General features: G+C 39.3%; 9 protein-coding genes and 1 pseudogene. 6 read left to right on the forward strand and 4 right to left on the reverse strand.

The window, feature by feature from the left end; all coding sequences use genetic code 11:
- Positions 1-55: 55 nt before the first annotated feature.
- Both EGX73_RS07910 and EGX73_RS07915 read right to left on the reverse strand, forming a co-directional pair.
- Positions 56-1,408: an Nramp family divalent metal transporter gene (locus tag EGX73_RS07910; RefSeq protein WP_003128741.1), complete on the reverse strand. Its 1,353-nt coding sequence runs from the start codon at positions 1,406-1,408 to the stop codon at positions 56-58.
- Positions 1,409-1,911: 503 nt separating this feature from the next.
- Entirely contained in the window at positions 1,912-3,840 is a 1,929-nt protein-coding gene (locus EGX73_RS07915; protein WP_003128742.1) for a BglG family transcription antiterminator, read from the reverse strand.
- 125 nt (positions 3,841-3,965) lie between these two features.
- On the opposite strand from EGX73_RS07915, the gene EGX73_RS07920 reads away from it, so the two are divergent.
- From EGX73_RS07920 to EGX73_RS07935, 4 genes are read left to right on the forward strand one after another with little or no spacing between them, the layout of a single operon-like run.
- Positions 3,966-4,277: a PTS sugar transporter subunit IIB gene (locus EGX73_RS07920; RefSeq protein WP_005472652.1), complete on the forward strand. Its 312-nt coding sequence runs from the start codon at positions 3,966-3,968 to the stop codon at positions 4,275-4,277.
- A gap of 22 nt (positions 4,278-4,299) precedes the next feature.
- Positions 4,300-5,532 (forward strand): PTS sugar transporter subunit IIC, encoded by a 1,233-nt coding sequence (locus tag EGX73_RS07925; RefSeq protein WP_003128746.1) that lies wholly within the window; start codon positions 4,300-4,302, stop codon positions 5,530-5,532.
- 28 nt (positions 5,533-5,560) lie between these two features.
- Positions 5,561-5,926, forward strand: coding sequence for a PTS lactose/cellobiose transporter subunit IIA (locus tag EGX73_RS07930; RefSeq protein WP_005472650.1), 366 nt, complete (start codon positions 5,561-5,563; stop codon positions 5,924-5,926).
- Entirely contained in the window at positions 5,919-7,355 is a 1,437-nt protein-coding gene (locus EGX73_RS07935) for a glycoside hydrolase family 1 protein (protein WP_005472648.1), read from the forward strand. Before EGX73_RS07930 ends, EGX73_RS07935 begins: the two co-directional genes overlap by 8 nt.
- Positions 7,356-7,649: 294 nt before the next feature.
- Here EGX73_RS07935 and EGX73_RS07940 read toward each other — a convergent pair.
- Together EGX73_RS07940 and EGX73_RS07945 are read right to left on the reverse strand one after the other, a co-directional pair.
- A pseudogene (locus EGX73_RS07940) lies at positions 7,650-9,018 on the reverse strand (IS3 family transposase).
- Positions 9,019-9,157: 139 nt separating this feature from the next.
- A complete protein-coding gene (locus EGX73_RS07945; RefSeq protein ID WP_041120446.1) occupies positions 9,158-11,500 on the reverse strand; it encodes an ABC transporter ATP-binding protein/permease in 2,343 nt (780 codons plus the stop codon).
- 138 nt (positions 11,501-11,638) lie between these two features.
- On the opposite strand from EGX73_RS07945, the gene EGX73_RS07950 reads away from it, so the two are divergent.
- Positions 11,639-12,124: a MarR family winged helix-turn-helix transcriptional regulator gene (locus EGX73_RS07950; protein WP_003128751.1), complete on the forward strand. Its 486-nt coding sequence runs from the start codon at positions 11,639-11,641 to the stop codon at positions 12,122-12,124.
- Between the two features lie 174 nt (positions 12,125-12,298).
- Positions 12,299-14,083 (forward strand): glycoside hydrolase family 13 protein, encoded by a 1,785-nt coding sequence (locus EGX73_RS07955; RefSeq protein WP_003128752.1) that lies wholly within the window; start codon positions 12,299-12,301, stop codon positions 14,081-14,083.
- Positions 14,084-14,165: the final 82 nt, after the last annotated feature.

Below are 14,165 nucleotides of genomic sequence, written 5' to 3' on the forward strand. Positions count from 1 at the left end.
GAAAAAAGCCGCACGTCTGCAGAGAAAACTGCGATCGTGCGGCTTTTTTCTTTTTTTAAAAAATACCAGACATTGTTTCGATGATCAAGCGAATGTTGAGGACTGTTAATGCGATGGCGCAAATCCAGCCCAGAGAAGTGACCCACAGAGGGTTCTTGAACTTTTCGCCCATGATTTTTTTGGAACTAGTAAAGTAAACCAATGGAATCATTGAGACTGGTAATGCAATACTCAAAAAGACCTGTGAATAGATCAAAAGATTATCTAGTGCCTGTTCATTACCGCCAAAGTAGAGGGTACATAGTAAAACAGGTACGACAGAAAGGCCACGAGTGATCAATCGTCTTGCCCATGTTGGAATCTTCATATGGATGAAGCCTTCCATGACGACTTGTCCTGTCAGTGTTCCAGTGATAGTTGAGTTTTGTCCGGAAGCCAGTAATGCTACGGCAAAAAGAACACTAAGGGCTGGACTAGCCACCGCTCCCGCGATCGCTGAATTTTGTAAGGCATCATACAGCGCTGAAAAAGTACCGACTTCTTCGCTGTGACCGAAGAACAATGCGCTCCCTAAAATCAGCAACAGACAATTAACGACAAAAGCAGCCGAAAGCTGAATATTTGAATCCCATGTGGCAAAGCGAACAGCTGTAGCGACTTCTTGCGGATTCGTCCGATCAATCTTTCTTGATTGTGAAATCGACGAATGCAAATACAAATTATGGGGCATGACGGTCGCGCCAACGATCCCTAATGCCATGGTCAGCTGTCCAGGGTTCAATACTTGTTTTTGGGGAATGAAGCCTTGAACAAGTGCCGGAAGATCAGGTTGGGCAATAATCACTTCGTAAACAAAAACAAGCAGAATCACCAATATTAAGGTCATTACGATGGCTTCGATTTTTCGAAAGCCTAATTTCATCAAGAAAAGCAGTAAAAAGACATCGAAAATCGTCAAAAAGACCCCTACAACTAATGGTAGACCGAATAATAGATTCAAAGCAATTGCTCCACCGATTACTTCGGCGATATCTGTTGCCATGATCGCCAACTCGGTAATAATCCAAAGGAAAAAGCCCAGCTTTTTACTGGTGTGTTTACGGGTTGCTTGTGCGAGGTCCATATGGGTGACAATCCCTAGTTTAGCTGCCATGTATTGGAGCAACATCGCAATCAGACTTGAAATCAAGATGACGGATAGCAGGAGATAACCATATTCGGCACCACCCCCGATTGAAGTGATCCAGTTACCAGGATCCATATACCCAACCGCGACTAACGCTCCGGGACCAGAAAAAGCTAAAAGATTACGCCAAAAATTCCCATCCTTGGGAATAGCTACGGTATTGTTTATTTCTTCCAAGCTAGGTCCATTTGCTGCCTGGATCAATTTTTTTTCTTCATTCATTCTGTCACATCCTATCTTTTTAGGTGTACCTAAAAACAATCTTATTGTATTCCTTGTTTATGAATTTTTCAAGAGAAAAACTTCTGAAAGTTTGCATTAACTAAAAAAACAGATATTAGAAAAGGACAGATTTCGTTTGCCAAGGTGATTGGTGATTGTTGGATTGATCAATCCTAATCTAAAATAGGGAATGTTGCTCTACATAGAATTGATGAATGAAGGAAATCTATTTGATCCCACTTGTTTAGAAAGACCGAAAATTTTCTTAAGAAACATAAAAAAACAAGAAGCACTCAAAATTGATGATTTTGAGTGCTTCTTGACGCTGGATTGTATGTCGAGGATGAATGAACTTTTATCAGGATCTTTTTTATATTCTTATTATGTCAAAAGAACAAGAAGAGCAGCCTTTAGAATGTTAATAACCAAGTTTATTAATCAAAGAACAGCCAAGAGGCTGCCCACTATTGTGCGACGTGTATGGCTATCAATAATAAAAAGTATCATTGTTTTGTGTTGTTGCTGATAAAACACTGTGTCAGCGTGTCTACAAATTCATCGAAGGTGGTTATGGCACTTAATTTATGAATGTTTTGTTCATCTGTACAAATCATGGCCAGATCATCAAAAATTTCCCGAAACACATGACGGTTATGGTAATTGATGGAAATCAAAAAAACCAATGTGACACGATTATTTCCCCACTGGATCCCCTTTGGATTGACGGCAATCGCAACCCCCGTACGATTGGCATTCATTGTCAGTGAATGTGGAATAGCCACTGAACCAAAGGCAGTAGAAGAAAGTTGCTCCCTCTCAATTACTTGTGGATAAAAGGTCTCGTCCACGATTCCTTCTTCTTTCATTTGACCACATAATTGTTTGAGCAATTCTGCGGAGTTTTGATTTTCAGTTGTATATGAGAATCGCTTTTTATCAACAAGCGATAGAAAGGTTTTCACAAATTGTTCTTTTCGTTTTTTTTCTTTGATATCAAAGATCTTGGCGGTAATTTGTTGCCGATCTTCAAGGGTAAAAAAAGGATTAATGGTCACGTATGGGGTAGCGATCACTTGCTTCAGTTTAACAGCAGACACAATCAGTTCTGTATCTACATACTGCAACTCTTTTTCACTAGTAAGAATATTCTGGATCTCAAGGTCATCAGAGAAATTTTTCTGAAGCTTTTCCATCACCTGAATATTCATGTTGTAGTAATGAGGCACTAGAATCGTGCAGTTTATTTTATTCGTACGCTGTTTTTGAATTTCTAACGCATAGCCTAAATGAAAAGCTATGTAGGCAATTTCGTCTTCACTAATCGTATAACCGATTTCTTTTTGAATGACATGAGAAACCTGGACGGCACAATCATAGATGAGCGGACATTCTTTTTTTAGTGTTTCTGTCATTGGGTTTCTACAAGAGTAGCCGTTATTGATCCGATACAGTAAATTCTTTATATGGAGGGCAAATCGAATGAAGAACTCAGGTTCATTGCCATCAATAAAGTATAATTCATCCACTTTTGCTAGAATTTTTCTTACTAAGTCAAGGCAGTTTTTGTCCGTGACCTTCTCTAACTCATCAGGTGAAATTTGAGTGAAATTCACGCTAGTTCCATTCGCTGAAATTAGGATAGCTAAATCACGAATTTCTTCTTTGGGAAAACGAATACCGTACCGTTCCGCTACTTTTTCCGCGATTTTTTCGGAAATTTTTAGTACTGTCGGATGGATTGAGTGAGGCGCTTGAGCTTCTGCTTCAGGAGACTGAAAATTTCCTTTCATACGGTCTACGGCAATTGCTAGATGAATAACTATATTTGTTAACGCATAATCATTCGTGAAAAAATCATAGTCTGAAAAAAGTTCGGCAATAATTTCCTTGATATAATCAAGGTCAAAATCTATAAAACTTTCTTGTAGCTTAGTCATATCAACGAAATGATTATCCAATTCGGATAGCAATGTCTGATGGATTAATTGTCTTTTCGCTTTTTCTGTTCCAATCAACTGTAGTGTATCTTTGGTCAGTCTGACTTCGATAGCCAGTTCAGAACATTGTTTTTTAAGTTTTTTTGTATCACTCAACAATGTGGACTCGCTGATAAATAGTTCTTCTGCTAGATCATAAACAGACAGAGCTTCCTCGGTTGAAATCAGTCGCAAAAGGAGATAAGCAGTTCGTTCAGTAGGCGTTTCAGGGACACTTGTTTCTGTGTTATTGAAAAAAGTGACCAGATTACTTGCTACCACTCGATAGCCTTTGTTTGAAGAAAGGATCAAATCAGATTCATTGTCTTGAATATCTGCGATATACGATTTTATCGTCCGTTTGGATAACCCAAATTTTTCCGCTAATTGAGTGGAGGAAACCCAATTGTCTTGCTCATTTAGATAGTGAAGAAGTTTTATATACTTTGCTTTCATTGGCTGACACCCTCTCTTTCACCACTGCAGTGCAAAAGAATATTTGTTTCACCGCTGTAGATTGACTATAGTATAACTGTAATTGATAGCGCTATCAATGAAAATTGAATTGGGGGAGAAAAATCATGAAAAAATTGAATGTTTTACTTGTGTGTGGATCTGGAGCCAGCTCAGGTTTTATGGCTGCTAATATTCGCAAAGCTGCTGCTGAAAAAGGATTGGACATAAAAATTACTGCTCGCGGTGAAAGTGAGATTGAAAACTACATTGACGACATTGATGCGTTAATGGTTGGTCCCCATCTGGCGTATATTTTGGATGAAGTAGAAGAATTTGTTGGTGATGCACCAGTGAAAGTGATTTTGATGAAGCCTGAATACTATGCCACATTAAACGGAAAACAAGCTTTGGATCACTTGTTGGAAGAGGTACAGTAGCTTTCAGAATGGAGGGAATAAAATGCAATCCTTAATTAACTGGCTGGAAAACAGCTTTACGCCCAAAATGAATAAAATCAATCATAACGTTTGGATCGTGACTCTTAAAGACTCAATCATGCAGGCTTTGCCATTAATTTTCTTAGGATCGGTCTTTTGTATGCTGGCAATTTTAAATGATTATTTTCCAAGTTTACCCAATTTCTGGACGCCATACGGATGGACGATGGGGATGATCTCACTTGTCATATCTTTTCTGATTCCTTTCAACTTGATGGAGAAAAAAAGACTGCGTAAGCAAAGAATCAATGCTGGAATGTCTGGAATCATCTTATTTTTGATTATTATTTCTCCACAAGTCATTGCTGACGGAGAACCTGGTTTTAGTCATAGTGCGCTTGGTGCAGGGGGAATGTTTATTGCAATTGTTGCAGGACTATTCGCTGGTATGGTGTTGAATTTATTTGGAAAGTTTTCTTTTTTCAGTGAGGAATCGGTGATTCCCGATTTTGTCCGCTCTTGGTTTGATGCTATGCTGCCAATCGGTATTGTTGTCCTTACCGGATGGATCTTCGTTGATCTTCTTGGCTTTGATGTCTACAATGCTGTTCTAGCCATCTTTATGCCATTACAAAGTGTGATTGAGACGCCATGGGGCTTTTCATTGATGATGTTGATTGTTTGTTTCCTCTATTCGTTGGGAATTTCAACATGGGTATTAACGCCTGTTTTAAATCCAGTTTTATTGACTGCTATTCAAGCAAATATTGACGGAAAGGCAATGAATTTAGTAACTGATCCAACTATTTATTCTGCTTATCTATGGATTGGCGGTATCGGCTGTACAATGCCTCTTGTTTTTATGTTGATGCGCTCCAAATCAAAAAAATTAAAAGCCTTGGGTACGGCTTCGGTTGCTCCGACGATTTTTAATATCAATGAACCGATTGTTTTTGGCTGTATTGCTTGGAATCCACTATTGATGGTCCCGATGTGGTTACAAGGGTTGATATTGCCATTAATTGTCTGGTTATTTACGAAAGTCATTGCTTTTGCACCTATTCCAACAGTCATGTTTCAAATGTGGTACTGTCCATTTCCGATTGCCACTTGGCTAACTACCGGAACAATTTCAGGCATTCTGCTAATGCTGATTGTTTTTGTCGTGGCGGCAGCGATTTGGTATCCATTTTTTAAAGCCTATGAAAAACAAGAATGCGAAAGAGAAGCTGCTGAAGCAACTGAAAGAGTATAGAAAGATAATTGTGAAAGAAGGTCTTAGAATGGTGAAAGAACAAATCGTTCAACATGCCATGCAGATAATTCTACATGCTGGAGATGCCAGAAAGCATTGTATGGATGCCTTGAAAGCGATTGAATCATATGATTTTGCACTGGCTGAAGTGGAAATAAAGCAAGCAAATGAGGAGATTGTACAGGCACACCGCATACAGACAGATGCAATTACGGCTGAAACATCTGGTGAAGATGGAGAGTATTCTGTGTTGTTCGCACATGCACAGGATACATTGATGACTATTTACAGTGAGATAAATATTGCTAAACGCATGCTGGCAATTTTTAAAGCCTATGATCGGCGCATTGAGCAATTGGAGAGTAGACTGGAAAGAGAGGAAGAAAATGACTAAAATACCTGAAGGTTTTCCAAAAGATTTTTTATGGGGCGGTGCTATTGCAGCTAATCAAGCTGAAGGTGCGTGGGATGTAGACGGAAAAGGCTGGTGTGTGGCAGATATTAATGAGTTTCTTCCAGATGTTGACTTAGAAAAGAAATCTAATATGGAAATAACGACAGCTTATATCAAAGAAGCAATGAACAGTACAGAGCGAATTTTTCCAAAACGGTGGGGAATTGATTTCTATCACACGTATAAAGATGACTTGAAATTGCTTGCTGAATTAGGGCTAAAAACATTTCGGACTTCTATCAACTGGGCAAGAATTTTTCCAAACGGAGATGAGTTGGAGCCGAATGAAGCGGGTTTGCAGTTTTATGACGATTTATTTGATGAAATAATAAAAAATGGTATGGAACCAATGATCACAATGTCTCACTATGAAATGCCACTTCATTTGACAACTTCGTATAAAGGCTGGTATTCAAGAGAAGTTATTGATTTCTTTGTCCGTTATGGTCAAGTTCTGCTAGATCGCTATCATGACAAAGTAAAGAAGTGGATAGTGGTTAATCAAATCAATTTAATTGTCCATGAATCGTTCAATCATCTTGGAATTCCTGAGGATGCAGTAGAGGATTTGCTTTCTGCTAAATATCAAGGAGTACACAATGAAATGGTTGCTAGTGCATTGATTACAAAATATGCGCATGCACATTATCCAGATAATGAGATCGGCATGATGCTTTGTGGCGGTCCATCTTATGCCGCATCTAGCAAGGCGGAAGATGTTCTAGCTGCATTAAAATTAAATCAAATGGAGTATTTCTTTGCAGACGTCTTACTTCGCGGCCGCTATCCTGGTTATGCTTTCCGTTACTTTGATGATAAAGGCATTCATGTAACTTTTGGAGAAGATGACGAAGAAGCACTGAAGCATACGGCAGACTTTATGTCTTTTTCTTACTACTATACACAAATATGCGATCAAGACTCTTACGATAAGGATTTAGGACCACACAGAAATAAGGAACTACCAGCAAATCCTTGGGGGTGGACAATTGATCCCATTGGCTTGAGAATTCTTTTAAATGAGTTTTATGATCGCTATCAGTGTCCAATTTATATCACTGAAAATGGGATTGGCTATTTTGATAAATTGGAAAATGGGAGCATTCATGATTCCTATCGTATAGAGTATTATCGAGATCATATTCGAGCCATGAAAGAAGCAATCAAAGATGGTGTGGATCTGCGCGGTTACTATGCTTGGGGACCCATTGATATAGTCAGCTGTTCGTCTAGTGAAATGAGCAAACGCTATGGATTTATTTATGTAGATAGTGATGATTATGGAAAAGGCAGTGGCGAAAGAATCAAAAAAGATAGCTTTGCTTGGTATCAAAGAGTTATCCGCAGTAATGGAGAAATCATTGACTAAGATTAAAGAGAGTTAAAGAGAATAGAAGATAAGTGCTGGCTGCTCTAGCTGAATGCTTTCTTTTAGTGGAAGCAGACCATCCACAAACTCAAAGGAGCAGTCCTCTATAGCCCGGATTTTCAGGTTACAAAAGAGCTTATCGCAGGCATAAAACAAAAAGTACTCGAAAATGACTTTTCGTAGTGACCCCAAAAAGTTAGACTTTTATGGAGTGGAGAAATCCACTCCTTTTTTGTATGATAAGATTAACTGTTAGACAGCTGTTTTTACAGCTTCTCGAAACTGAACCGGACTTCACCAATTTAATTTCTTTTTGATGCGTTTATGGTTGTAATAATAGATATATTGGTCATTTTTTGTTTTCAATTCATCTAAACTCCGATAGACTTCTCCGTGAAAAATCTCTTGCTTTAATAAACCAAAGAAGTTTTCCATAGGTGAGTTATCTAAACAATTCCCTTTACGAGACATACTCTGGAAGATTTTATGCTGCTTCAATTTATTCTTATAAGCATTCATTTGATAGGCCCATCCTTGATCTGAATGGAAGGTTCTACGAAATGGACAATCATTTGTCATCTGGATTGCTTCTTCTAATCCTTCCATTATGGCTAGTGCGTTTGGTTTTCAGAAATCCGATAAGATAGAATTTCACTATTGTAGAAATCCATGAAAGGATCTAAATACAGCTTTTTCTGACGAACGACACCTGTGGTGTCTACTTCATAATACTTAAACTCTGTGGTATCAGTTGTAATTTTTTGGTGACAGATATTTGTATAAAACCGACGATGAATACGATTTTTGGCGACAGTGCCAACCTTCCCACGATAAGAATTGTACCGTCGAGATTTTCGAGTGTAAGACTTTACTTCGATACCTAGTTTTTTTATCAGACGTTGAATCTTCTTTTTATTGACATGAATCCCTTGATTCTCTAATTCTTTTTTTAGTCGCAGACAGCCGTAATCTTTATGATCTTTGCGAATTTCAAGCATTTTTTCTTCAATTTCTTGGTCTGGGTTTGGTCTGTCAAACCGTTTCTGCCAATACATATAGGTTGCTTTAGGAAATTTCAATGTTTCAAGAAGCTCAACTAGTTTGAATGATCCTCGGAGGCTGGCGATGATTCGTGCGATTGATTCTTGCGTCTTTGCTGGGCTTCCTGTTTTCGCAGCTTCCTCAACTCTTTTAAAAAGGCATTCTCAATTTGAAGGGATCGGACTTGCTTTTCTAATGCCTTGATACGATCGCGTTCTTCAGTTGTTGTATTTTCTTTTTTGTTTTCTTTTTTTCTAGTCAAAGTAAGTGGTCGCCCTTTCTCTTTTGAGAGCCCCTCAATACCTGCTTCTCTGAAATTACGCATCCAATTGGCAATAAGCGCAGGGTTGTTCATTTCTAAAGTGCTAGCAACTTCTCGATAGGACATCTCACTTGTTTGATATAACTCTAGCGTATTTAACTTAAATTGAACAGAATATTTCTGATTTTGATGCTTTCTCAATAGACCTTCCTCTCCGTATTCACGATAGACATTCACCCAATTACTTACTTGAGACTTGCTTGAAATACCGTATTTGTTGGCAAGATACCGATATCCGCCCACGCCACTAAGATATTCTTTAACGATTTTTAGTTTTAATTCAAAAGGATATTTTGCCATACAAATAACGACCCCCAAAAGTTAGATTTTTTGGTCTAACTTTTGGGGGTCGCTTCACTTCGAGTACTTTTTGTTTTGCTGAGAGCACCATTAACTGACAGCTGCAATGCTCTCTTTAGCTGTGACTAGTTAGAAAGAATTAATCTGCCCGCAAAGCGATCGCAGCATCTTTTTTTGCTGCCATCCGTGCTGGGATATGGCCGCCGATCATGGTTAGGATCGTGCTGACCAGAATTAAGATCAATCCATGGACTGGATTCAGTTGTGCAACATTTTCCAGATCAGTCATATTGTATAAGACCGCGTTGATTGGGAAAGTAGCTAACCAAGCAATCAAGACACCTAATGCACCAGAAGCAATCCCAAGGATACATGTTTCAGCATCGAAGACACGAGTGATATCTTTTTTACGCGCACCTAAAGCTTTTAGGACGCCGATTTCTTTCGTACGTTCCAAAACTGAAGTATAGGTGATGATACCGATCATAATCATGCTCGTCACTAATGAGATAGCGGCAAAAGCAATCAGAACATAAGTGATGGCATCCATCAAGCCGCCGGTCAATTGCGTCATGGTTCCAGCTAAATCAGAATAAACGATTTGATCTTTACGATCTTTGCCTTTGTTGTAAGCATCAAGATAGTCCAAGATTTTTTCTTTGGAACTAAAATCATTTGGATAGATCATAATACTGTTTGGCAAGTCGCTGCCACCTAAGTAATCGATTAGAGAATCGCGCGTGCTAGCATCGATTTTTTCGTTGGTCATAACATTGATATCACTGTCTTTTTGGGCTTTGACGATTGCCGAGTTTTTGTTTTCTTTGATAACTTCTTGGGCTAATGCATCGCTATAAGCGATCCCGGTAGAAAGCAAATTCATCGTAGATTTTTCTTTGATACGTAAAATCCCGCTGATTTTTAATTCTTTATTTGCACTGTTGTCATAAACAGCTGTTAAATCTTGATTTGGGATAAAGTTCCCAGTTGGCAATTCAGTATAAAAGGCATCGTTAAGTGCCAACTTGACTGTTGTTCCTACGATATCATCGAAAGACACTTTATCGCCGTCTTTGATATCAAATCCTAAGTTGATCAATGCGTTGACGTTCGTCACGTTGTTCTCGTCAACGATCAGTACAACGTCATTTGCTGATGCAGGATATTCTCCCTGCAGCAAATCATAGTTGTCTTTCAGGAAGTTGCCGTTTTCCTCAGATAGTTGTTCTGGGAAGGTTGAAACGCCGATTCCCGTCGAAGCACTTATTGCGGACATCATGGCATTTGTCTGCTCGTTATCAGCTGAAGCATTTGAAAAGCTGACTTGTTCTACTTTATCATCGACCTTACGCAGTAAGTTCAACGAAGTCGAACGAGTGTAGCCAATGTTGTTGCTTAACTCAGGATCAATTTTATTGAGATAGTCAAGAAAGTCCTGATCAATATTATTGATATGGGTTGCCCGGTCAGCGTCACTCAGTTTTGCGGTCACTTCTTTAGTGGACGGGAAATTCTCTTCTTTAGTACGAGTACTGATTGCAGAAGGGTCTTGTTCCGTCGTTACTTTAGAGATCGTGATCGGGAAACGGGCCAATGTTTCAGACTGTGTATTATCGATTTGCTTTTGGAATCCGGTCGATAAAGACAAGACGATGGCAATGCCGATGATCCCAATGCTTGAAGCAAATGCCGTTAAGAAAGTTCTGCCTTTTTTTGTCCGGATATTATTGAAAGAAAGACGCAATGCAGTGAGGAAACTCATCTTCGTGTGCTTTAATTCAAATTGATCTTTCTTTTGTTCTTCAATATGCGGGTTAGAATCTTTTAAGATTCGACCATCCTTGAACTCAATGATTCGATCTGCATACTGATTCGCTAGTTCCGGGTTATGGGTAACCATGATTACGAGCTTTTCATTGGAAAGCTCTTGGATCAGCTTCATGATTTGGACGCTAGTCTCTGAATCCAACGCACCCGTCGGTTCATCACAAAGCAGAATATCTGGGTCGTTGGCTAATGCTCGGGCAATCGCTACCCGCTGCATTTGCCCACCAGAAAGTTGATTTGGCTTTTTGTGCATATGGTCCGCAAGACCAACCCGTGTCAGCGCATCTTCGGCTTTCGCTCGTTTGACTTCTTTTGAAACACCGCTTAGTGTCATTCCTAGCTCAACGTTATCAATAATCCCCAAATGACTGATTAAATTGTAACTTTGGAACACAAAACCGATCGAATTGTTCCGATAGGCATCCCAATCACGGTCCTTGAAAGATTTGGTCGATTTTCCATTAATGACCATGTCTCCAGAGTCGTAGTTGTCTAATCCACCGATCACATTTAGCATGGTGGTTTTTCCAGAGCCGCTTGGTCCCAAAATGGCTACAAACTCTTGTTTTCGGAAAGCAACCGAGACACCGTCCAATGCTTTGGTGGTACTTGATCCTACTTTATAATACTTCTTGATATCTTTTAATTCTAGCATGCTGTCACTCTTTTCTTGCCATTTTCATGTTTTTTTCATCCTGTTTAAAAGCTATCATAACAGTTAACAAAAATCAACAATCGTTATTGTTTTGCAGAAGTTCTTATACTAAACTATAGAGAAGAAAAGAGGGAGAAAATGACAAAAGCGATAGAGAAGTTTGATATATCAGTATTTGCAGAAGTTTTCTCACTACTGGGAAACCTTTTGTTTGAAGAAGTTGGGTTTGAAGATTTAAAATTGACAAAGATGGAAATACTTGAATTGGTTATCATCGCAGCTAATGAAGGGATGACGATGTCGGAATTAGCAAGACAAATCGGCACATCGAAGGTCCAGATTAGTCGTTCGATTGCTGGATTGGAAAAAGCTGGGTTTGTCATTCGCAAAACCAATGAAACGAATCGGCGCAGCGTCAATGTCTTTATGTGTGAAGCGGGAAGAGAATTGTTTAGTCGCAAAAAACAACAAATTGAGGATCGCTTGAATGAGAAGGTTTCGGCAATGCGCCCTTCGGATTTTACAGAGCTTTATCAGGCGCTGACTACAGTGATTGGTTTGTTGCGGAAGTATGACATTTTAAAAGAACACGCTTGCTCGAACAATTCTAAACCAAGTAAATGATCCCCAATTTATAGCAATGCAAACGATTGCTTCGTTTGTGTTATTTGATGTTTCTATTATATTTCTCGCCCTTTTGTAAAAAGAAGAGGATAAAGCAATCGATTGCATATTTTGCTTGTATTCTCTTCTTGTGTGTGGGAAAATAGAGGCAACAAATAATTAAAGGAGTCTGCTATGAATACTACTGCTATTTATCATCGTCCAGAAAGTGAATTTGCTTATTTATTTGAAAAAGACAAAATGCACATTCGGCTGCGCACAGCTCGTCAAGATGTGCGTCACGTGCAATTATTATGCGGGGATCCGTATACCTTATACAAAGAAGCTTGGTACCAACGAAGGATCGAAATGGATAAAATCTTGTCTACGGACTTGCATGATTATTGGCAAGTGACTGTAAGTGCAGAATTTCGCCGATTGTCTTACGGCTTCTCAATTGAAAGTTTTGACGGTCTCCATGTTTTTTATGGGGATCATGGGGTCTATCCTTTTGAAGAGCAATACTTAGAAATGAACAACAATTATTTCCGGATGCCTTACTTTCAAGAAGCGGATCGGTTCAAAGTGCCGGAATGGGTCAAAGAAACCGTCTGGTATCAAATTTTTCCGGAGCGCTTTGCCAATGGCGATCCATCGAATGATCCTGAAGGCACATTGCCCTGGGGGTCCAAAAATCCTGATCGGCAAGATTTTTTTGGTGGAGATTTACAAGGTGTGATCGACCATCTGGATTATCTCGTTTCGCTAGGGATCAATGGGATATATTTCTGTCCGATTTTTGAAGCCTACTCCAACCACAAATACGATACCATCGACTATTTAGCGATTGATCCGGCATTTGGGGATAACGAGACCTTTAAACGGTTGGTGGAGGAATGTCATAAACGAGGAATCAAGGTCATGCTTGACGCAGTTTTCAATCACATAGGAGATACTTCCCACCAATGGCTCGATGTCATTAAGAATGGTGCAGATTCTCCCTTTGCCGATTGGTTCCATATCAATGAATTCCCTGTCAATTATAAAGAAGGCGAAGATTTTGAAGATGCTTATGATATCACGTATGATGTGTTTGCATTTACCCCGCATATGCCGAAGCTGAATACAGAGAATCCGGATGTTCAAGACTATCTCCTGAAAATTGCTCGTTACTGGATCGAAGAATTTGATATCGATGCTTGGCGCTTGGATGTAGCCAATGAGGTGAGCCATAATTTCTGGAAGAAATTTCGTCAGGTCTGTGATGAAGCCAAAGACGATTTTTATATTTTAGGAGAGATATGGCATTCTTCTCAAAGATGGCTCCAAGGGGACGAATTCCATGCAGTCATGAACTATGCTTTTACAGATGCAATCATTGAATACTTCGTCAAAGGCGAAATATCAATGACAAAGATGGTCTCGGAACTAAATAATCAATTGATGCTTTATCGGGACCAGACAAATCAAGTCCAATTCAATATTTTGGATTCTCACGATACGCCGCGTCTATTGACATTGGCACGAGGCGATAAGGACCTGATGCGGCAGGTGATGGCTTTTACCTACTTGCAGCAAGGGGTTCCCTGCCTGTATTATGGCGATGAAATCGGCTTGACCGGGGATATGGATCCGGATTGCCGGAAATGTATGGTTTGGGAAGAAGAAAAACAAGACCGCGATTTGTTGCGCTTCACAACTGATTTGATTCATTTGCGCAAGAGTCATCAAAAAATCCTTTCAGAGGGCTCTTTGAATTGGAACGTGATTTCTGAAGAAGAAGGATTGATCATTTTTGAGCGGGAATTAGGTGCGCAACGAATCATTGGAATCTTTAATACCGGGGAAGACCAACTCACATTGTCTTGCCCAGAGGAAATTTTATTAGATCAGTTTATGCAGATCGAAGATGAGACAATGATCATTGATAATAAAGGATTTGTCATTGCAAAAATCAACAATGAAATCAGCAATAATTAAAAAATAAAATGAGGCAAGATCTGTTAAAACAGGTCTTGCCTCATTTAGGCTGATTGGGTTTTATTTCCCCATGCACGTTGGA

It is taken from the genome of Enterococcus sp. FDAARGOS_553, from assembly GCF_003812305.1.
Lineage (GTDB): Bacteria > Bacillota > Bacilli > Lactobacillales > Enterococcaceae > Enterococcus_D > Enterococcus_D gallinarum.